The sequence below is a fragment of the Aeromicrobium sp. CF4.19 genome (assembly GCF_051262555.1).
GTDB lineage: Bacteria > Actinomycetota > Actinomycetes > Propionibacteriales > Nocardioidaceae > Aeromicrobium.
In genome coordinates this window covers 88,351-108,858 of the sequence record NZ_JBIMEU010000007.1, presented here as the reverse complement: position 1 = coordinate 108,858, position 20,508 = coordinate 88,351, and the positions used below count along the sequence as shown (strand labels likewise).

Genomic DNA, 20,508 nt, shown 5'->3' with positions numbered 1-20,508 from the left:
CCAGCTGTGCGCAACGGTGTGGAGAACTACACCGCTGTCATTCGCCCGCCGTGGGAGCCGCCCGGGACGCCCACGGCACGGCGGACCCGACGCAGGTCAGATAGCGTCGGGGTGATCGCCGCCACCATCGAGGAGGACCCGGATGCCCCAGACCGTCAAGGGAGTCGTCGCCCGCGCCAAGGGCGAGCCCGTCACCGTGGAGAACATCGTGATCCCCGACCCCGGTCCGGGTGAGGCGGTCGTCGACATCACCACGTGCGGGGTCTGCCACACCGACCTGCACTACCGCGAGGGCGGCATCAACGACGAGTTCCCGTTCCTGCTCGGCCACGAGGCCACCGGCACGGTCGAGGCGGTCGGCGAGGGCGTCACGGAGGTCGTTCCCGGCGACTACGTCGTGCTCAACTGGCGGGCCGTGTGCGGCCAGTGCCGTGCCTGCCAGCGCGGCCGCCCCTGGTACTGCTTCGACACCTTCAACGCCGAGCAGCCGATGACGCTGGAGGACGGCACCGCCCTCTCCCCCGCCCTCGGCATCGGCGCGTTCGCGGAGAAGACGCTCGTGGCCGCCGGCCAGTGCACCAAGGTCGACCCCGACGCGGACGCTGCCGCCGTGGGCCTGCTGGGCTGTGGTGTCATGGCCGGCGTCGGCGCGGCCATCAACACCGGCCACGTCGAGCGCGGTGACACCGTCGCCGTCATCGGCTGCGGCGGTGTCGGCTCCGCGGCGGTCGCCGGCGCGGCACTGGCCGGAGCGGCCAAGGTCATCGCGATCGACCTGGACCCTCGCAAGCTCGAGTGGGCCACCGGCCTCGGCGCCACCCACACGATCGACGCCGGGAGCAACGACGTCGTCGAGGCCGTGCAGGAGCTCACCGGTGGGTTCGGCGCCGACGTCGTCATCGACGCCGTGGGCCGTCCCGAGACCTGGAAGCAGGCCTTCTACGCCCGGGACCTCGCCGGCACCGTCGTCCTGGTCGGCGTGCCCACGCCGGACATGAAGGTGCCCGACATGCCCCTCATCGACTTCTTCGCCCGCGGCGGATCGCTGAAGTCCAGCTGGTACGGCGACTGCCTGCCCAGCCGGGACTTCCCGATGCTCGTGGATCTCTACCAGCAGGGCAAGCTCGACCTCGACGCCTTCGTGACCGAGCGCATCGGCATCGAGGACATCGAGTCGGCCTTCGACAAGATGCACCGCGGCGACGTGCTGCGATCGGTGGTGGAGCTCTGATGGGCGCACAGGTGAACAAGGTCGTCACGTCCGGGCAGTTCGAGCTCGACGGTGGCAGCTGGGACGTCGACAACAACGTCTGGCTCGTGGGCGATGACGCGGAGGTCGTCGTGATCGACGCCCCGCACGACGCCGACGCGATTCTCTCGGCAGTGGCCGGGCGCACGGTCCTGGCCGTGGTCCTGACCCACGGGCACAACGACCACGTCAACGCCGCGGTCGCGGTGGCCGAGGCCACGGGTGCGCAGACCTGGTTCCCGCCGGAGGACCGGATGCTGTGGGACGCGGAGAACGACACGCCGCCGGACGCCGAGCTGCTGGACGGCCAGACCTTCTCGGTGGCCGGCAGCACGCTGCGGGCCATCCACACGCCGGGCCACTCCCCGGGCAGCACCTGCCTGTACTCCGAGGACCTCGGCGTCGTGTTCTCCGGCGACACCCTGTTCAACGGTGGGCCGGGCGCCACGGGCCGCAGCTACTCCAGCTTCGAGACAATCGTGGAGTCCATCCGTACCAGGCTGTTGACCCTGCCGGCCGGGACCGTCGTGCACACCGGCCACGGTGACGACACCACGATCGGTGACGAGGCCCCCCACCTGCAGGAGTGGCTCGACCGCGGGGAGTGAGCGACCCCGGGCCCAAGATTTGTGAGCCCCGGCACCCACAGGCGATGATTTCAGCCAGTTCGGGTGCGGGGACTCACAAATCTTGGGGTCTGGTCAGGAGCGACGGCGCCAGAGCAGGACGCCCACGGCGGCGACGGCCCCGATGGCCAGCAGCGCGGCGGCGCGACGGGCGTTGTCGTCCTGCGCCTTGTTGCGGGCGGCCGCCTTGACGTCGGCCACGGTGCCCTGGGCACGTGACTTGACGTCGAGCTTGTCGCCGAGGGCGTCGACCGTCTCGGCCAGGTGCTCCAGGCTCTCGTCGCGCGCGGCCTGCAGGTCGTCTCGCTGGTTCATGCGTCCTTGTCCTTGCCCTTGGCGACGGCGATGTCTTCCTGCACGCTCTCGACCCGCTCCTTGGGAGCGTCGGCGACGTGGCTGACGTTCGTCTTGCCCACGAGGGCCGCGATGCCGGAGACGAGGAACAGCGAGCCCGCCACGATCAGCGCGGCGAGCCACGGCGCGAGAGGACCGGCCAGGGCCAGGATGGCCGCGGCCAACAGTGCGCCGACGCCGTAGAGCGAGAGGATGCCGGCCACGCCGAAGAGCCCCGCGCCCAGGCCGAGGCGCTTTCCGCTCTGCTGCAGGTCGTTCTTGGCCAAGGCGATCTCAGCCCGGACCACTGCGGAGATGTCGTCGCTGGCCCGTGTGATGAGCTCGCCGGTGGAAGGCTCGTCGCCGGCGCTCACAGGTTCTTGTTCGGGTCGAGATCGCCGGCGGTCGGGGGCGCTGCGGCGGACGTGGGAGTGTCCTTCGACAGCGGCTTGGAGGAGCTGCCCGGTGTCGGGGCGGCCGGGTCGGAGACGGCCGCGGGCGGGCCGTCGACGTCGACGCCTGCCACCTTCGCGTCATCGCCTGAGCCGGAGAGCCTCTCGGAGACCTTCTCAGAGACGGTGGACCCGGCCGACTGCGCGGCGTCCGCGACCTTGCTCCCGGCCGCACCCGCGGCCTGCTTGGCGACGTCGGAGGCCTCGTCGACCCCGTGCTGGACGGTGGGTGAGTTCCAGACCTTCGAGGACTGTGTCCGGATCTGCTCGTAACGTTCGCGACCGGCGCGGGTGCCCAGCACGTAGCCCGCAACGCCTGCGGCGACCAACAACAACTTCTTCACGGCGATCACTCCTAGATCTCTGTCCGGGGTTCTGGCCCGGTGCCACCCCCGATCCTGCCCCAGATCGGACGAACTCTCACGTCGAGGTCGAGGCGGGCTCCGGTGCGGGGCCCGGCGCGGACATCGCCCACCCGATCGTGCGGGTGGCCACGAGGCCCGCACCACGGACCACAGTGGCCTCGGTGACGGGCAGGCGCGGCAGCCGCAACGGACGGCGGGCCCACCCCGGCAGCATGCCCACTGCGGCCGCGGCCAGCGTGCCGTAGGGCGCGCGCAGCGCCAGCGGCACGGGCGGCGTCAGCAGCAGGTAGCGGGCCGTGCGCCGTGCGGCCGGCGTGGAGGCGAGCTGCGGGCGCAGGTCCGCCAAGGACTCGGCGAGCTCTGCCACGGTGGTGGGTACCTCGTCCGCGCCGAGGGCTCGGGCCACCACCGCGGTCTGGGCCACGTACTCATCGCGCTCGTACGGTGACAGACGCTGACGGCCGTACCGATCGTGCGCGCGCAGGAAGCTGTCGATCTCCGCGATGTGCACCCAGCGCAGCAGGTCGGGATCGTCGGCGCGGTAGGGGCGTCCGTCGGGAGCGGTGCCCTGGATCCGGGCATGCACGGAACGGACGACGGCGATGGCCTGGTCGGCATGCTCGTCGGTACCGAACGTGGTCTCGGCCAGGAACGAGCTCGTGCGGCTGAGCCGGCCCCACGGGTCGCCGCGAAAGCCGGAGTGCTGATCGACGGCGGCCATCGCCAGGGGGTGCAACGACTGCAGCAGCAGGGCTCGGAGCCCGCCGATGAACATCGACGCGTCACCGTGCACGCGGACGATCGGCGAGTCCGGGCCGAAGCGCCGCGGTCCGTGCGTGCCGTGGATGCGTTCACGACGTGCCGGACCCTCCTCGCCGGCCACGCGGGCGAAGATCATCGATCCCAGTGCGGAGCGAACGTCCATGTCCTGAGTCTGCACCGTCGGTGGACATCGCGCCCGGGACCACGACAGCGACGGGACACACGCAGCCCCCGAGACCGGGGGTCCTGGGGGCTGTGCGCGAGCAGTCCGGGGGGAGCCGCTGCTCATGAATCACGTTCACGGGGGCACCGGGAGCAAAGCTGGCGCACTGAGGTGGGAGAACCTCCCGTTGGTGACGGGTCCACGGTGCCACCGTGCTCCACGGACGTCCTGTGGCAAAGGTCCCGACAGTTTCGGGACTGAAGGCATCTTTGCTGAAACGGCAGGCGAATTCGTCGTTGCGTCGTACAGTTGGGCCACTGAGGGAGAAACCGATGGTACGTGGGAGTGTGACCTCGGAGCGGCTGCGCAGCCTGCTCGATGCCGTGGTCGCGATGGCGGGTGACCTGACGCTCGACGGCGCCCTGCAGAGCATCGTCGACTCCGCCAGCGAGCTCATCGATGCGCAGTACGGCTTCCTCGGCGTCCTGGACGGCACGTCGGACCGGCGGCTGGGGACGTTCGCCGTGCACGGCCTGGACGAGGCGCACCAAGGAATGATCGGTGGGCTCCCCGAGGGACGGGGCCTGCTGGGCCTGGTGATCGACCACCCGGAACCCATTCGGTTCAGCAACCTCGGCTCGCACCCGGAGCGGGCCGGATTCCCGGTGCAACACCCCGACATGACCTCCTTCCTGGGGGTGCCGATCCGCATCCACGACGTCGTCTTCGGCAACCTCTACCTCACCAACAAGACCAAGGGCGGTGCCTTCACCGACGAGGACGAGGAGATCGCCGTCGCCCTGGCCGGGGCCGCGGGGGTCGTCATCGAGAACGCCCGGCTCTACGAGCAGGGGGAGCGTCAGCGCCGCTGGCTCTCCGCCACCATCGACATCGCCACCGCGACGCTCAAGCCGATGTCGCGGGCCGCCGTGTCCCAGCTCATCGCCGAACGGGCTCGTGACGTCGCCCAGGCCGACGCCACCGCGGTGCTCACTCCCGATGCCGAGGGCCGCCAGGTCGTCACGGCGGTCTCCGGCGTCACCCGGACCATCGTGGGGCTCGTCGCCGACATGCCGTTCGTGGACGAGGTGGTCCGCGACGAGCGACCGTCCGTCTCCCTGGACCCCGGGAACGACCCACGGCTGCAAGGTGGGGTCCTCGAGCCGGTGTCGGGCCTGCGCGCGCTGCACGCCCAGCCACTGCGGCTCGAGGACGGCACCGGCGTCCTGGTGATGGGCTGGCTCGAGGGACACGAGAGTCTCGCGGCGAGCCTGGATCCCAGCCTGCCCAGCGGCTTCGCCCAGCAGGCGGCCCTGGCGATGCAGGTGGTGTGGGCCCGGGAGCGGCAGTCGCGGTTGGCGGTCTTCGAGGATCGCGACCGCATCGGCCGCGACCTGCACGACCTGGTCATCCAGCGGCTGTTCGCCATCGGGCTCACGCTGGACAGCCTCGCCCGGGCGGTGGACGACGCGTCCGCCTCCCGTCTCGCCGGCGCCGTCGACGGGTTGGACCTGACCATCAAGGAGATCCGCCGGACGATCTTCGACCTCACGTCCCCCAGCGTCCCAGCGGCCCTGCGGGAGGAGATCGAGCAGGTCGCCTCCGAGACGGAACGGTTGCTCGGCTTCCGACCGACGTTGCGGATCCAGTCCGGGGTGCAGGAGAGCGTCCCGCCGATCGTGGCCGAGCAGATCCTCGCGGTGCTGCACGAGACCACCTCCAACGTCGTGCGGCACTCCCGGGCGACGGCGGTGGAGATCTCCCTGGCGGTCGACGACGACGACGTCGTGCTCGAGGTGTGTGACGACGGCACCGGGCTGGACGCCGACGCGCCGCTGGGCAACGGTCTGCGCAACCTGCGACACCGTGCCGGGAACCTGGGTGGGCGGTGCGACTTCGTCCGCCCGGTCGACGGCGGGTTGTGCGTCCGCTGGGCCGTGCCGAGGAGCGAGCCGTGAACGAACGTCACCACGCGGCGCGGGAAGGGGACGGGGGCACGCCGGTGCGCATCTTCCTGCTCGACGACCACGAGATCGTGCGCCGCGGCGTCCGGGACCTGCTCGAGCTGAACGAGGACCTCGTCGTGGTGGGCGAGGCGGGCACCGTGGCCCAGGCGAAGGAACGCATCGCGGCGCTCCGGCCCGACATCGCGGTGCTCGACGCACGCCTGCCCGACGGGTCGGGCATCGAGCTGTGCCGCGACCTCCGCGCCCTCGATCCGGACCTCGGGGTCATCATCCTGACGTCCTACGACGACGACGAGGCGCTGTTCTCGGCCATCATGGCCGGCGCCGCGGGCTACGCGCTCAAGCAGATCCGTGGGAACGACCTCGTCGACGCGGTGCGTCGCGTCGCGCAGGGGCAGTCGCTGCTGGACCCGGCGGTCACCGCCCGGGTGCTCGACCGGATCCGCCAGGGGCCGGCCCCACCGGACCCGTTCGGCGCCCTGAGCCCGCAGGAGCGGCGCATCCTGGACCTCATCGGCGAAGGACTCACGAACCGTCAGATCGCCACGGAGATCTCGCTCGCGGAGAAGACGGTGAAGAACTACGTCTCCTCGCTGCTGGCCAAGCTGGGCCTGCAGCGACGTACCCAGGCCGCGGTGCTGCTCCAGCGGCACCACCCGACGCCGGGCCAGGTCTGAGCCCGACGAGTCAGTCGACGAGGCGCTCACCGTCGACGGGGTGGAACAGGTGCACGGCCCCACCGTCGTGGCGAAGACGGACGGTGTCCCCGATGCGGGCGGGGGTGCGGTCGAGGGAGCGTGCCACCAGGCTCGTGCCGTTCTCGGTGCGAACGTGGACGTAGGCCTCGCTGCCGAGCTCCTCCACCAGCTCGACGGTGCTGCTGATCGGCCCGTCCTCGGCCAGCTCCAGCTGCTCGGGACGCAGGCCGAGGGTGACCTCGTCGAGCTCGGTGGAGTGCAGGGCGTCCATCGCGCTCCGCTCGAGCTCGATCAGCGCCCCACCGATGTCGAGTCCGTCGGGCCGGACGTTCGCGGTCAGCAGGTTCATGGCCGGCGAGCCGATGAACCCCGCCACGAAGACGTTGGCCGGACGGTCGTACAGCTCGGCCGGGGTGGCGAACTGCTGGAGCGAGCCGTCACGCAGCACGGCCACCCGGTCGCCCATCGTCATCGCCTCGACCTGGTCGTGCGTGACGTAGACGGTCGTCGTGCCGAGCCGCCGCTGCAGCGCCGCGATCTGCGTGCGGGTCTGCACGCGCAGCTTGGCGTCGAGGTTGGACAGCGGCTCGTCCATGCAGAAGACCTGGGGCTCGCGCACGATGGCCCGGCCCATGGCGACACGCTGCCGCTGGCCGCCGGACAGCTTGGCCGGCCTGCGGTCGAGGTAGTCGGTGAGGTCGAGCAGCTCGGCCGCCTGCTCCACCTTGCGCCGGCGCTCGTCGGCCGGGATGCCGCGCATCTTCAGGGCGAAGCCCATGTTCTCGGCGACCGACTTGTTCGGGTACAACGCGTAGTTCTGGAAGACCATCGCGATGTCACGGTCCCGCGAGGGCACGCCCACCATGTCCTCGTCACCGATGCGGATGGTGCCCTCGTCGATCTCCTCCAGGCCGGCGAGCATGCGCAGGGCGGTGCTCTTTCCGGACCCCGACGGTCCGACGAGGACGACGAACTCACCGTCCTCGATCTCCAGGTCGAGCCCGTCGACGGCCAGGGAGTCCGAGCCGGCATAGATGCAGGAGGCTTTGCGGTAGCTGATCGCGGCCATGGTGGTCCTCAGTTCACGTCGTGTGTGGGGGTGGTCATTTGATGGCGCCGAAGGACAGGCCTCGGACGAGCTTGTTCTGTGCGACCCAGCCGGCGATGACGACCGGCAGGGCCGCGAGGGTCGCGGCCGCGGAGAGGCGGGCCCAGTACAGGCCCTCACCGGTGATGAACCCGACGAGGAAGACCGGCATGGTCTGGGCCTGGACGGCGGTGAGGTTGACCGCGAAGAAGAACTCGTTCCAGGAGAAGATCACGCAGATGAGCGCGGTGGCCGCGATGCCCGGGGACACGATCGGGAGGATCACCTCGCGCACCGAGGTCCACAGGCCCGCACCGTCCATGCTGGCCGCCTCGAGGAGCTCGCTGGGCACCTCGAGGAAGAACGAGCGCATCATCCACACCGCGATCGGCAGGTTCATCGCGGTGTAGAGGATGACGAGGGACCAGATGTTGTCGAGCATGCCGACGTTGGCGACGATCACGTAGATCGGCACGATGGCGGCCACCACCGGCAGCATCTTGGTGCTGATGAAGAAGAACAGTGCGTCCTGGGTCCGGCGCACCGCGCGCAGGGACAGGGCGAAGGCCGCCGGCACGCCCAGCGCGAGCACGAGCACCGTCGAGACGATGGTCGCGAACGCCGAGTTCATCATCGCCGTCCCGAGCCCGGTGTCGAAGACGGCCCGGTACTGGTCGAGGGTCGGCGTGAAGAAGAAGGTCGGCGGGTCGGTGTAGGCGTCGGACTCCTGCTTGAAGGAGGTCAGGACCATCCAGAGCACCGGGAAGAAGAAGCCGATCCCGGCGATCCAGGCGAGCACGCTCCACACGGTGCCGCCGGAGCGGCGCCGACGCGCTCGGCGCACCGGTCGGTCGTCGCCGGAGCCCCGGTCGTGGGAGCGGGACGAGCTGGTGGACGCGGTGACGTCGGGAGCCGTGCTGGTCATCGGGCCTCCTCCTTGCCGGTGAACGAGGTGAAGATCAGGCGCAGGGCCACCGTGGCGACGACGATCGTGCCGACCACGACCACGACACCCATCGCCGCCGCCTGACCGATGTCGAAGCCCAGGAAGGCGCGTTGGTAGATGTAGAAGGGCAGGTTGGCGCTGGCCGTGCCGGGGCCACCCTGCGTGATCATGTAGATGGCGTCGAAGGTGTTGACGAGGTAGATCGCGCCCAGCACCGCGCCGAGCTCGATGAAGCGACGCAGGTGCGGCAGCGTGAGCTCACGGAACTGTGCGACCGGTCCGGCGCCGTCGACCCGGCCGGCCTCCAGGATGTCGCGGGGCATCGACTGCAGCCCGGCGAGGATGAGCAGCATCATGAACGGGGTCCACTGCCAGACCAGGGCGATCATCACCGAGGCGAGCGGGTAGCGGCTCACCCAGTCGATCTGCTCGGCCCCGAACGGAGAGAGCAGGAAGTTGAGGATGCCGAAGATCGGGTCGAGCATCGTCGTCTTCCACAGCAGCGCACCGGCGACCGGGGTGACGAGGAACGGGGTGATCAGCAGCGTCCGCACGATCCCGCGGCCCAGGAAGGCCCGGTCCAGCAGCAGCGCGAGGCCCAGGCCCAGCACCACCGAGATCAGCACGGTGCCCACGATGATCAGGACGGTGTTGAGCGCGACGCCTCGGAACTGGCTGTCGGCGAAGACGCTCACGTAGTTCTCCAGGCCGACGAACGAGCGCGACCCCGGCCGCACGAGGTTCCAGGACTGGGTGGAGTAGTAGATCGTGAAGACGAAGGGGATCTGCGTCACCACGACCATGAAGATCAGTGCCGGGAGCAGCGGTCCCCGTCGGCGCCAGCCCTCGGCGCGCGAGACGCCTCGGTCCCGACGCTCGTGGGCGGCCTGGACGCGCTCGGCGACCGTCCGGTCGCTCGACCTCGTCGAGGGTTCGGTCAGGGACGTCATCGGTCCTCCCGATAGCTCTCGCCGACCACCTCGGCGTACTGCTGGGACTGCTCCAGGGCCTCCTCGACCGTCTGCTGGCCGGCGATGGCAGCGCTGATCTGCTGGCTGACCCGGGTACCGAGGTCCTGGAACTCCGGGATGGCCAGGAACTGCACGCCGGTGTAGGGGACCGGGTCGACGGTGGGTGCCTCCGGCGTCGCTCCCTCGATCGACTCCAGCGTCAGGTCGCCGTAGCGCTCCGCGGCCTCGCGGTACTCGGGGATCTCGTAGGTGGAGAGCCGGCTGCCCGGGGGCACCCGCTCCCACCCGAGCTCCTCGCCCACGAGCTGCAGGTAGTCCTTGTCGGTCATCCAGGAGATGAAGTCCCACGCCTCGTCCGGCTTCTCGCTGGCCTCGGGAATGCCGAGGGCCCAGGTGTACAGCCAGCCGGAGGGGTCCTTCTCCACGACGGGGGCGGGTGCGTACCCGATCTTGCCGACGACCTCGCTCGCGGCGGGGTCCTCCAGGGTCGAGACCGCTGAGGTCGCGTCGTACCACATCGCGGTCTGGCCCTGGGCGAGCTGCGTGGCGCACTCGGTGAAGCCGCTCGTCGCGGCCCCGGCCTGGCCGTTCTCGCGGACGAGGTCGACGTAGAACTGCACCGCCTCGGTGAACTCCGGGCTCGTGAGCTGGGGGTTCCAGTCCTCGTCGAACCAGCGCCCCCCGAAGGTGTTGACGACGGTGTCCAGCGGGGCGAGCAGCTCGCCCCAGCCGGGCTTGCCGCGCAGGCAGATGCCGGACATGTCCGGTGAGTCCAGCTGCTCGGCCGCGTCCGCGACCTCCTGCCAGGTGGGCTTCTCGGAGAGCTCGATGCCAGCCTCCGCGAAGATGTCCTCCCGGTACATGAGGAAGGAGGACTCGCCGTAGAACGGGACGGCGTAGAGGTCGTCCTCGTAGGACAGGGACTCGCGCAGCGTCGGGATGATGTCGTCGCTGTCGTAGCCCTCGGTCTCGTCGGCGTAGTCCGAGAGGTTGCGCAGCCAGCCGTTCTCAGCCCACTGCGGCGTCTCGTAGTTGCTGATCATGACGACGTCGAACTCACCGCCGCCCATCGCGGTGGAGGCGGTGATCTTGGCCCGGGCCTCGTTCTCCGAGAGCGTCACGAAGCGCAGGTCGATGTCGGGGTTGTCGGCCTCGAACCGGTCGGACAGCTCGCGGGCGTCCTGCATCTGGGAGTTGGAGACCATGGCCACGGTCAGGGTGCGGTCGGAGGTGCCGAGCGATCCCGGCCCGGCGCAGGCGGCGAGCACCAGGCACGTGGTTGCTCCGACCGCGGCGATCCGCGTCGCCGTTCGGCGTCGTCTCATCATCGGTGGCTCTCCTCCATGGTCGGTCTACTGCTCGAGCAGCCACCGGGCGCACTCCACGTCGCACACGAGCAGCGACGCGAGTCCGCCCCTCAGGGCGCCGAGGGTGGCGTGGTGCTTGGACTCCCCACCGGTGACCAGGACGGTCGTGGGGCAGGCGCGGACGGCGTCGAGCGAGACGGAGACGGCGCGCTCGGCGAGCTCACCGTCCACGACGCTGCCGTCCTGACGGAAGTAGCGGCCGCCGATCTCGCCCACGGCGCCGGCGGCCGTGAGCTCGGCGAGCATGGCGGTGTCGACGAAGGCGCCCTCGAAGAGGGTGGTGGCCCGCGAGACCGCCCCCACCCCGAACATCATGACGTCGGCCTCGGCTCCGGCACGCAGGGTGCGGGAGATGACGGAGTCCGAGTGCAGGGACGCGACGGTCGAGGGGTCGGCGTACAGGGGCGCCGGCAGGCGCATCGTGGTGGCCTTCAGCTGCTCGGCGCACCGGCCGAGCACGTACTCGGTGCCGGTCTGGTACTCAGAGGTCGTGATGGAGCCGTCGAGCTGCACGACGCGCGTGCACGCCGCCTCCCCCGGCCCGAAGGCCTGGGCGACGGCGACCGTCTCCGGCCCCCAGGTGAAGCCGAGGGTGTCGCCGACGTCCAGGCGCCGCGCGAGGAGCGCGGCGGCGGCCCGCGCCGGCCCGGCGAAGCTGCTGGACCGCTCGGGCGGCCCGGTGACGTTCTGCCCGACCACGACGGCCTCGGTGAGCCCGAACCGGTTCTCCAGCGCACGCTCCTCGTCCGCGTGCACCTCCTCGGCGAGGTGCGCCGGGACGTCGATCTCGATGCGCACCAGCCCCTGCTGGCGAGCGCGGGCCACGAGCCGGCCCGCCGTGGGCCTGGAGACCCCGAGGCGGGTGGCGATCGCGGCCTGGGTCATCCCCTCCAGGTGATAGAGGGTGGCGGCCCGCAGGGCGAGGCGGAGATCGTCGGTGGACGGCGCCTGGCCCCCGGGGCTCGGACGACGCGCCGTGGTCTCGGTCATGAGCTGCCACCTCCCCGTCGCGCTCCGCCCACCGTGCTCCCGATCAGGGGTGAGCAGATGCTCAGTGGTGGATCATGTGCTCAGGAAGGTAGCATCGCCATTGTGACCTGCGCAACACCCGATGAGACGACCCGTGGGAGGAACGCCCGATGAGGGTGAGCGACGAGACGGTACGAGACCTGCCGATCGACGGCCCGGACTACGACCGCACGAAGGTGACCGCCGGCATCGTCCACGTGGGAGTGGGGGGCTTCCATCGCGCCCACCAGGCGATGTACCTCGACGCGCTGCTGCGCGAGGGCGGGGACCGGTCGTGGGGCATCACCGGCATCGGCCTGCTGCCCGGCGACGCGAGGATGCGGGACGCCCTGCGGGCCCAGGACGGGCTCTACACCCTCGTCATCGAGCGGCCCGACGGGACGCGTGAGCCTCGCGTCATCGGTTCCGTCCTGGGCTACCTCCACGTCCCGGAGGACCCGGACGCGGCGATCGAGGCGATCGCGTCGCCACAGACGCGCATCGTCTCCCTCACGGTGACCGAGGGCGGGTACAACCTGGACAGGGAGACCGGTGAGTTCGTCCTCGACGATGACGACGTCCGCGCCGACCTGGCTGATCCGGACCACCCGCGGACGGTCTTCGGCCTGGTGGCCGCCGGGCTGCGGCGGCGGCGCGAGCGCGGTCTCGACTCACCGACGATCATGTCCTGCGACAACGTGCAGGCCAACGGCGAGGTGGCGCGCACGGCCTTCGTCGGGTTCGCGGAGGCGCTCGACCCGGATCTGGCGGCCTGGATGCGCGAGCACACCCGGTTCCCCAGCTCGATGGTCGACCGCATCACCCCCGTGACGCCGCCGACCCTCGCCGCCGAGGTGAGCGAGCAGTTCGGCGTCGAGGACGAGTGGCCGGTCGTCGCCGAACCGTTCACCGCATGGGTGCTGGAGGACGACTTCGGGGCCGGCCGCCCCGAGCTCGAGCGCGTCGGGGTGCAGCTCGTCGACGACGTCACGCCGTACGAGCTGATGAAGCTCCGGCTGCTCAACGCCAGCCACCAGGGCATCGCCTACCTGGGCCACCTGTGCGGGTACCGGATGGTGCACGAGGCCGCGCAGGACCCGCTGGTGCGGGACTTCCTGCTGCGCTACATGAGCGAGGAGGCGTCACCGACGCTGCCCGAGGTCCCCGGCATCGACCTGCAGGAGTACCGGCACACGCTGGTCGAGCGGTTCGCGAACCCCCGGATCGGTGACACCGTGGGCCGGCTGGCCGCTGAGTCCTCGGACCGGATCCCGACGTGGCTGCTGCCGGTGGTGCGCGAGAACCTGCGCTCCGGTGGGCCGATCGAGCGCTCGGCCACCATCGTGGCGGCCTGGGCCCGCTATGCAGAGGGAGTCGATGAGTCCGGAGAGCCCATTGACGTCGTCGACCGCCTCGCGTCGACACTGACGCCGATCGCGCAGCGGCAGCGCGAGGAGCCGACCGCCTTCATCGCCCACCGCCCCGTCTTCGGCGACCTGGTCGACGACGAGCGGTTCGTCGAGGCCTACACCCGGGCCCTGGCGAGCCTGCACGAGCACGGAGCCCGCGCCACCCTGGCGGCCCTCGCCCCCTGAGCGAGCCGGGGGGGCGACGAGCCGGGCCGGCTACGGCGACAGCGTGGTCCGCTCGATGCGGCGGCGCTGCTGCTCCACGGGGTCGGGCACGGGGACGGCGGCGATGAGCCGACGCGTGTAGTCCTGCTCCGGGCGGCCGAGCACCGCGTCACGGGGACCCATCTCGACCAGCCGACCGTGCTGCATGACGGCCACGCGGTTGGCCACGGAGTCCACCACCGCGAGGTCGTGGCTGATGAACAGGCACGCGAACTGCAGCCGCTGCTGCAGCTCGACGAACAGCTCCAGCACCCGCGCCTGGACGGAGACGTCGAGCGCCGAGGTCGGCTCGTCGGCGATGAGCAGGTCCGGGTCCAGGGCGAGCGCCCGCGCCAGGCTGACCCGCTGGCGCTGGCCACCGGAGAGCTCGTGGCCGAACCGGCCGGCGTAGGACCCCGAGAGCTGGACGTCCTCCAGCAGGCGCGCGACGCGGGCGTCGATCTCCGCGTCGGCCAGGTCGGTCTGCACGCGCAGCGGCTCCGCCACGCAGTCGCCGATGGACATCCGGGGGTTCAGCGACGCCGCCGGGTCCTGGAACACGAAGCCGAACCGGGAGCGCAGCGGCCGCAGCACGCGATCGGAGACGCCGCTGACGGCGTTGCCGGAGACGTGGACGCTGCCGGACGTCGGCTGCTGCAGCCCGACCGTCGCGCGGCCGACGGTCGACTTGCCCGAGCCGGACTCCCCGACGAGCCCGAGGACCTCCCCGCGTCGCACCTGCAGGCTGACGTCGTCGACCGCCCGGAAGGTGGGTCGGCCCAGGCCGCCGGCGAACTCGACGACGAGGTGGTCCACGTCGAGCACGACGGGGCCGTCCACCGATGCCGCAGGTCCCTCGGACCGGCCGAGGTGCGGCACGGCGTCCAGCAGGCGTCGCGTGTAGTCGTGCTGCGGGTCCGCGAAGAGCTCGCGCACCGGCGCCTGCTCCACGAGCTCGCCCCGGTACATCACGAGGACCCGGTCGGCGACGTCGGCGACGACCCCCATGTTGTGGGTGATGATCACGATCGCGGTGCCCAGCCGCTCCCGCAGGGAGAGCAGCAGGTCCAGGATCGTCGCCTGGACCGTCACGTCGAGCGCGGTGGTGGGCTCGTCGGCGATGATGACGTCCGGCTCGCAGGCGATGGCGATCGCGATGACGACCCGCTGCTTCTGGCCCCCGGAGAGCTGGTGCGGGTAGTAGTCGACCCGCTGGCCCGGGTCGGGCAGGCCGACGAGCTCGAGCAGCTCGACCGCCCGGGCACGGGCCTCGCGACGTGACAGGTCACGGTGCGCCCGCAGCGCCTCCGACACCTGGCGGCCGACGGTGTGCACGGGGTCGAGGGCCGTGGACGGCTCCTGGAAGACCATCGAGACCCGGTCACCGCGCACCGAGCGCAGCTCTCGGGCCGAGAGCCCGGTCAGGTCACGCTGGTCCCCGCCGGGCCCCCGGAGCAGGACGCTGCCTTCCACGTGCGCGGTCTCGGGCAGCAGACCCAGGACGGCGCGGGAGCTGACCGACTTGCCCGACCCGGACTCACCGACCACGGCCACCACCTCGCCGGGCTCGACGTCGAAGCCGAGCCGTCGTACGGCGGAGACCGTCCCGGCATCGGTCTGGAACCGCACGGACAAGTCGTGCAGCGAGAGCACCGCGGTCCGCGAGGGCTCGCCGACGTCGGCCCGGCCGGTGGTGTCGCCGCCGGAGGCGTCCGCCGGGCCGTCCGTGGCAGCACCGGCGGCGTCGTCGCCGGCACGGGTGCGCAGCAGCGGGTTGAGGATGTCGTTGAGGCTCTCGCCCACGAGCGTCACGCCGAGCACCACCAGCACGATGGCCAGGCCCGGGAACATGCCGGTCCACCAGATGCCGCTGCTGGCATCGGGCATCGCCTTGTTGAGGTCGTATCCCCACTCGGCCGCCGAGGAGGGCTCGATCCCGAAGCCGAGGAAACCCAGCCCGGCGAGCGTGAGGATGGCTTCGGAGGCGTTGAGCGTGCCGATGACCGGCAGGTTCTGCGCGACGTTGGAGAACACGTGCCGGAACATGATCCGTGGGGTCCGGACGCCGACGACGCGCGCGGCGTCCACGTACGGCTCGGCCTTGACCGAGAGCGTGGCGTTGCGGATGACCCGGAAGTACTGCGGCACGAAGATCACGGTGATCGAGATGGCCGCGGACAGGATGCCGCCCAGCGCACCGCTGGACCCACCGGACAGGACGATCGAGACCACGATCGCCAGCAGCAGCGACGGGAAGGAGTACAGCGCGTCCATGACCAGCACGAGGACCCGGTCGAGCAGGCCGCCGAGGTAGCCCGAGACGAGACCGAGCGGAACGCCCACCACGGCGGAGAGCACCACGGCCAGGACGATCACCTGCACCGCGGTGCGGGTGCCGTAGAGGACGCGGGAGAGGACGTCGGTCCCGCCCACGGTGGTGCCGAACCAGTTCATCGCGGACGGGCCCTGCTGGGCGCCGAAGACGACACCGTCGGCCGTGCGGTCGTCGTTGAAGCCGTACGGCGCGAGCCAGGGGGCCACGATCGCCACGACCACGAACATCAGGACCAGCCCCAGGCCGAGCAGCAGCATGACGCGCTGCAGCCCGTGGCTGTCGCGCACCACTGCAGGTACCAACCGGCGGGCCATCAGAACCGCACCCTCGGGTCGACGAGCGCCACGATGACGTCGATCAGGAAGCTGGTGACGGCCACGATCACCGCGATGAGGGTGACGATGCCTTGCACGGCGAGGAAGTCCCTGGCGCGCAGGTAGGACGCGAGCTCATAGCCGATGCCGCGCCACTCGAACGTCGTCTCGGTGAGCACCGCGCCGCCCAGCAGCATCGCGATCTGCATCCCCATGACCGTCACGACGGGCACGAGGGCGTTGCGGAAGGCGTGCTTGCGGACGACGTCGCGCTCGGACAGGCCTCGGGCGCGCGCGGCCGTCACGTAGTCGGCGCGCAGCGTCTGCAGCAGGTTGATCCGCACCAGGCGCAGGAAGACCCCGCCGGTGAGCAGTCCCAGCGCCAGGGCAGGCAGGAAGGCGTACTGCAGGACCTCCAGGACGTACCGCGGTTCGCCCCACAGGATGGAGTCGATGAGCAGGATGTTGGTCTTCGGTGAGACATCGGCCAGGGCGAGCTGGGTCGACGTGGACACACGACCAGACGATGGCCAGCCGAAGGGTGTGAACGCCAGCTTGAGCAGCAGCCCGATGAAGAAGACGGGCGCGGCGTAGACCACGATCGCGAACAACCGCAGGCCGACGTCGGGCAGCCGGTCGCGGTACCGCGCGGCGATGCGGCCGAGGGGGATGCCGACGGCGAAGGCCACGACGAGGGCGTAGAGGGTGAGCTCCAGGGTCGCCGCTCCGTTGGTGACCAGGATGTCGGAGATCTCCCGGTTGTCGGTCAGCGTCGTGCCGAAGTCGCCCCGGACGAGCCCGGTCAGGTACTCCCAGTACTGCGTCAGGATGGGGCGGTCCAGCCCGGCATCGGCCTTCAGCTCGGCGATCTGGTCGGCGTTGAGCCGGCCGCCCTGAGCGGCGGTGATCGGGTCGCCGATCACGCGCAGCAGGGCGAACACGAGCGTCACGAGGATCCACACCATCGGCACCACGAGGGCCAGGCGCAGCAGGAGGTAGCGAGCCAGGGGGCTGAGGCCCCCGCGACGCGCGGGTGGCGGGGCACCCGTGGGCTCGGTGGGTGCGACGACCTCGATGGACATCCGTGCCTCCTGCGGCAGGTGCGGGCGTGACGGAGCAGGGTCGTGCTCCAGGCGACGAGAGAGGGCCGAAGGGGACGGGCCGGACGGCCCGTCCCCTTCGGGCGGTCAGCCCTTGGACAGGCTGGTGAAGCGGAACTTGAACGCGGCGTCGAGCGTGTCGTCCACGCCCTCGACGTCCGTCCCGGCCACGGCCACCTGGGCCCCGGTCAGCAGCGGCAGCACCGGGACCTGCTCGGCCACGAGCTCCTGCGCCTCGCCCAGCTTCTGCTCCCGCGCGGCCTCGTCGGGCTCGGTGCGCTCGTCGTCGAGCATCGTGGTCATCGCGTCGTCCTCGTAGTTGGACTGCAGGAAGTTGTTCGGCGCGAAGAACGGCGTCAGGTAGTTGTCGGCGTCGGGGAAGTCGGGGAACCAGCCCAGCTGGTAGGCGGGGTACTTGTCCTCGACGCGCTCCTCGGAGTAGGTGTTCCACTCCGTGGCCTGCAGGTTCACCGTGAAGAGTCCATCGGCCTCCAGCTGGCGCTTGACCATGGCGTACTCCTGGTCGGAGTTCTCGCCGTAGTGGTCGGGGCTGTACTGCAGGTTGAGCTCGACGGGCGTCTCGACGCCGGCCTCCTGCAGGAGGTCGGTGGCGGCCTGTGGGTCGGGCTCCTCCCCGTAGGCCTCCTTGAACGGCTCGGTGGCCCCGGTCTGGCCGTCGGGCACGACTGACCAGGCCGGCGTGTAGGTGCCCTTGTAGACCTGCTCGGAGAGCGCGGCGCGGTCCACCAGCGAGGCGGCTGCCTGCCGGACGGCCAGGCGTCCGTCGGCGTCGTCGCCGGGCATCGTGTCCATGTTGAACACGACGTAGCGCAGCTCACCGCCGGCGCCCTGGTGGACGGTGACGGAGTCCTCGTCCTGCAGGCTCTCGATGTCCGTGGGGGACAGCGAGCGCCACGCGACGTCGATGCCACCGTTCTGCACGTCGAGGCGCAGGTTGCTCTGGTCGGTGTAGTACGTCATCGTCACGGCGTCGTTCTCCGGCTCGCCGAACGCGCCGTCGTAGTCGTCGTTCGCGGTGAACTCGGCGATCTCGTTCTTGGTGTAGTCGCCGATCGTGTACGGACCGGAGAACCCCTGGGCCTCGACCGCGTCGTCATCGGCCATGACCTCATTGGCCGGATAGGTGTCCTCGTCGACGATCGGTCCGGCCGAGGTCGCGAGCACCTGCGGGAACGTCTGGTCGTCCGGGTCGCTCAGGGTGAACTCGACCGTGCTGTCGTCGGTGGCCTCGACGGACTTCATCGATCCGAGCAGCGACGCCGGGCCGTTGGGGCTGTTGATGTCGACGATGCGGTTGAAGCTGAACGCCACGTCCGAGGCGGTGAGCTCGTTGCCGTTCGCGAAGGTCAGGCCGTCCTTGATCGTGCAGACGTAGATCGTCGGCTCGGCGAAGTCGCACTCCTGCGCGGCGTCCGGTGTCAGCTCGGTCGACCCCGCCGGGTAGTTCATCAGGTACTGGTAGGCCTGCGTCTGCACCTGCGTGGAGCCGTTGTCATAGGCCCCAGCCGGGTCGATCGACACGACCTTGTCGGTCGTGCCGACGACGATGGCCCCGCTGTCGTCGTCGCCTGAGTTGCCGACGCCGCAGGCTGCGAGGGTCATCGCGCCTGCCACGGTGGCCGCCACGGCAGCCCTCTTCTTCCCCCGATGGTTCTGCATGTGCTGCTCTCCTCCTGGCGCGTCCACGTGCGGGCCGCAACCATCGGGCACGCTACTCGCCCGAGGCCGGGTGGATCGAGGGGTCGCACGTTGCGTTTCGGTGACGTTGGCCGCCGGTTCCGGCGTCACCGTCGCCCGGCACTCGGTGTCGGAGTGTCATGCGTGCCGATACGCTGGGGCCATGGATCACAACCAGTCCTTGGCCTCGTTCGACCCCGAGGTCGCGCGCCTGCTCGACGCCGAGCTCAGCCGACAGCAGACGACGCTCGAGATGATCGCGTCGGAGAACTTCGCACCCGTGGCCGCGCTGGAGGCCCAGGGCAGCGTCCTCACCAACAAGTACGCCGAGGGGTACCCGGGCAAGCGCTACTACGGCGGTTGCGAGGTCGTCGACGAGGTCGAGCAGATCGCGATCGACCGGCTCAAGCAGGTCTTCGACGCCGAGTACGCCAACGTCCAGCCGCACTCCGGCGCCACGGCCAACGCGGCGGTGCTGCACGCCATCGCGCGCCACGGCGACACGATCATGGGCCTGGACCTCGCCAACGGCGGCCACCTGACCCACGGCATGAAGATCAACTTCTCCGGCCGTCTCTACGAGGTCGTGCCCTACCACGTCGACGACGCCGGGCTGGTCGACATGGAGGAGGTCCGCAGCCTCGCCCGTGAGCACTCCCCCAAGGTCATCATCGCCGGCTGGTCGGCCTACCCGCGCCAGCTGGACTTCGCCGCGTTCCGCGAGATCGCCGACGAGGTCGGTGCCTACCTCTGGGTCGACATGGCGCACTTCGCCGGGCTGGTGGCCGCCGGCCTGCACCCGTCCCCCCTCCCCCACGCGCACGTCGTGTCCACCACGACGCACAAGACGTTGGGCGGCCCGCGGGGCGGCGCGATCCTGTCCAACGACACCGAGCTGGTCAAGAAGCTGCAGTCCGCGGTCTTCCCCGGCCAGCAGGGCGGGCCGCTGGAGCACGTCATCGCCGCCAAGGCGGTCGCGTTCAAGATGGCTCTGGAGCCGGAGTTCGCCGATCGCCAGCACCGCACCATCGAGGGCGCCCGGATCATCGCCGAGCGTCTCCTGGACGACGACGCCCGAGCGGCCGGGGTACAGGTGCTCTCCGGTGGCACCGACGTCCACCTCGTCCTGGTGGACCTGCGTGAGTCCGAGCTCGACGGCCAGCAGGGAGAGGACCGCCTCCACGAGGTCGGCATCACGGTGAACCGCAACGCCGTGCCCAACGACCCTCGCCCCCCGATGGTCACCTCCGGACTGCGCATCGGCACCCCTGCCCTGGCCACGCGTGGGTTCGGGGCCGAGGAGTTCCGCGAGGTCGCCGACGTGATCGCCGAGACCCTCAAGCCGGGCCAGCTCGACGTCGAGGGCCTGCGCAAGCGCACCACCGCGCTGGCGGAGCGGTTCCCGCTCTACCCCGACGTCGAGCCGTTCACCGCCCGGTGACCCCTCCCGTCCG

At 70.6% G+C, this 20,508-nt stretch carries 18 protein-coding genes; 6 read left to right on the top strand and 12 right to left on the bottom strand.

The genetic code is table 11. From position 1 onward, the window contains the following. Window positions 1–142 precede the first annotated feature (142 nt). Both ACHAAC_RS14725 and ACHAAC_RS14720 read left to right on the top strand, forming a co-directional pair. The gene (locus ACHAAC_RS14725; protein ID WP_435717044.1) at window positions 143–1,231 is read left to right on the top strand and encodes an S-(hydroxymethyl)mycothiol dehydrogenase; all 1,089 of its coding nucleotides are present in this window, start codon (window positions 143–145) and stop codon (window positions 1,229–1,231) included. Further along, window positions 1,231–1,857 (top strand): MBL fold metallo-hydrolase, encoded by a 627-nt coding sequence (locus ACHAAC_RS14720; protein WP_435717043.1) that lies wholly within the window; start codon window positions 1,231–1,233, stop codon window positions 1,855–1,857. The genes ACHAAC_RS14725 and ACHAAC_RS14720 overlap by 1 nt, the downstream gene beginning before the upstream one ends. Before the next feature lie 93 nt (window positions 1,858–1,950). Here ACHAAC_RS14720 and ACHAAC_RS14715 read toward each other — a convergent pair whose 3' ends face one another. From ACHAAC_RS14715 to ACHAAC_RS14700, 4 genes are all read right to left on the bottom strand, one after another. After that, entirely contained in the window at window positions 1,951–2,190 is a 240-nt protein-coding gene (locus ACHAAC_RS14715; RefSeq protein ID WP_435717042.1) for a DUF3618 domain-containing protein, read from the bottom strand. Next, window positions 2,187–2,582 carry a phage holin family protein gene (locus ACHAAC_RS14710; RefSeq protein WP_435717041.1) on the bottom strand — a complete coding sequence of 132 codons (396 nt, stop codon included), beginning with the start codon at window positions 2,580–2,582 and terminating at the stop codon, window positions 2,187–2,189. The genes ACHAAC_RS14715 and ACHAAC_RS14710 overlap by 4 nt, the downstream gene beginning before the upstream one ends. Beyond that, the gene (locus ACHAAC_RS14705; protein WP_435717040.1) at window positions 2,579–3,004 is read right to left on the bottom strand and encodes a hypothetical protein; all 426 of its coding nucleotides are present in this window, start codon (window positions 3,002–3,004) and stop codon (window positions 2,579–2,581) included. Before ACHAAC_RS14705 ends, ACHAAC_RS14710 begins: the two co-directional genes overlap by 4 nt. Before the next feature lie 76 nt (window positions 3,005–3,080). Beyond that, window positions 3,081–3,950, bottom strand: coding sequence for an oxygenase MpaB family protein (locus ACHAAC_RS14700; RefSeq protein WP_435717039.1), 870 nt, complete (start codon window positions 3,948–3,950; stop codon window positions 3,081–3,083). Between the two features lie 347 nt (window positions 3,951–4,297). Between ACHAAC_RS14700 and ACHAAC_RS14695 the strand changes: the two genes are divergently transcribed. Together ACHAAC_RS14695 and ACHAAC_RS14690 are read left to right on the top strand one after the other, a co-directional pair. Next, on the top strand, window positions 4,298–5,908 hold the full coding sequence (locus ACHAAC_RS14695) for a GAF domain-containing protein (protein ID WP_435717038.1): 1,611 nt from the start codon (window positions 4,298–4,300) through the stop codon (window positions 5,906–5,908). Continuing rightward, the gene (locus ACHAAC_RS14690; protein WP_435717037.1) at window positions 5,905–6,594 is read left to right on the top strand and encodes a response regulator; all 690 of its coding nucleotides are present in this window, start codon (window positions 5,905–5,907) and stop codon (window positions 6,592–6,594) included. The genes ACHAAC_RS14695 and ACHAAC_RS14690 overlap by 4 nt, the downstream gene beginning before the upstream one ends. A 10-nt stretch (window positions 6,595–6,604) precedes the next feature. Here the strand turns inward: ACHAAC_RS14690 and ACHAAC_RS14685 are convergent, their stop codons facing one another. Genes ACHAAC_RS14685 through ACHAAC_RS14665 form a run of 5 tightly spaced genes read right to left on the bottom strand, consistent with a single transcriptional unit; the run spans window position 6,605 to window position 11,976 of the window. Beyond that, entirely contained in the window at window positions 6,605–7,684 is a 1,080-nt protein-coding gene (locus tag ACHAAC_RS14685) for an ABC transporter ATP-binding protein (RefSeq protein WP_435717036.1), read from the bottom strand. Window positions 7,685–7,718: 34 nt separating this feature from the next. Next, window positions 7,719–8,627 carry a carbohydrate ABC transporter permease gene (locus ACHAAC_RS14680; protein WP_435717035.1) on the bottom strand — a complete coding sequence of 303 codons (909 nt, stop codon included), beginning with the start codon at window positions 8,625–8,627 and terminating at the stop codon, window positions 7,719–7,721. Then, window positions 8,624–9,598, bottom strand: a complete 975-nt coding sequence (locus tag ACHAAC_RS14675; protein ID WP_435717034.1) for a carbohydrate ABC transporter permease — start codon at window positions 9,596–9,598, stop codon at window positions 8,624–8,626. Before ACHAAC_RS14675 ends, ACHAAC_RS14680 begins: the two co-directional genes overlap by 4 nt. Further along, window positions 9,595–10,947, bottom strand: coding sequence for an ABC transporter substrate-binding protein (locus tag ACHAAC_RS14670; protein ID WP_435717033.1), 1,353 nt, complete (start codon window positions 10,945–10,947; stop codon window positions 9,595–9,597). The genes ACHAAC_RS14675 and ACHAAC_RS14670 overlap by 4 nt, the downstream gene beginning before the upstream one ends. 24 nt (window positions 10,948–10,971) lie before the next feature. Then, on the bottom strand, window positions 10,972–11,976 hold the full coding sequence (locus ACHAAC_RS14665) for a sugar-binding transcriptional regulator (protein ID WP_435717032.1): 1,005 nt from the start codon (window positions 11,974–11,976) through the stop codon (window positions 10,972–10,974). Between the two features lie 149 nt (window positions 11,977–12,125). Between ACHAAC_RS14665 and ACHAAC_RS14660 the strand changes: the two genes are divergently transcribed. Continuing rightward, entirely contained in the window at window positions 12,126–13,589 is a 1,464-nt protein-coding gene (locus ACHAAC_RS14660; RefSeq protein ID WP_435717031.1) for a mannitol dehydrogenase family protein, read from the top strand. Between the two features lie 30 nt (window positions 13,590–13,619). Here ACHAAC_RS14660 and ACHAAC_RS14655 read toward each other — a convergent pair whose 3' ends face one another. From ACHAAC_RS14655 to ACHAAC_RS14645, 3 genes are all read right to left on the bottom strand, one after another. Then, window positions 13,620–16,256 carry a dipeptide ABC transporter ATP-binding protein gene (locus ACHAAC_RS14655; RefSeq protein WP_435717030.1) on the bottom strand — a complete coding sequence of 879 codons (2,637 nt, stop codon included), beginning with the start codon at window positions 16,254–16,256 and terminating at the stop codon, window positions 13,620–13,622. Then, window positions 16,256–17,338 (bottom strand): ABC transporter permease, encoded by a 1,083-nt coding sequence (locus tag ACHAAC_RS14650; RefSeq protein WP_435717029.1) that lies wholly within the window; start codon window positions 17,336–17,338, stop codon window positions 16,256–16,258. The genes ACHAAC_RS14655 and ACHAAC_RS14650 overlap by 1 nt, the downstream gene beginning before the upstream one ends. A 105-nt stretch (window positions 17,339–17,443) precedes the next feature. Next, window positions 17,444–19,036, bottom strand: a complete 1,593-nt coding sequence (locus tag ACHAAC_RS14645) for an ABC transporter substrate-binding protein (protein WP_435717028.1) — start codon at window positions 19,034–19,036, stop codon at window positions 17,444–17,446. A 181-nt stretch (window positions 19,037–19,217) separates the two neighbouring features. On the opposite strand from ACHAAC_RS14645, the gene glyA reads away from it, so the two are divergent. Continuing rightward, on the top strand, window positions 19,218–20,495 hold the full coding sequence (glyA, locus tag ACHAAC_RS14640; RefSeq protein ID WP_435717027.1) for a serine hydroxymethyltransferase: 1,278 nt from the start codon (window positions 19,218–19,220) through the stop codon (window positions 20,493–20,495). Window positions 20,496–20,508: the final 13 nt, after the last annotated feature.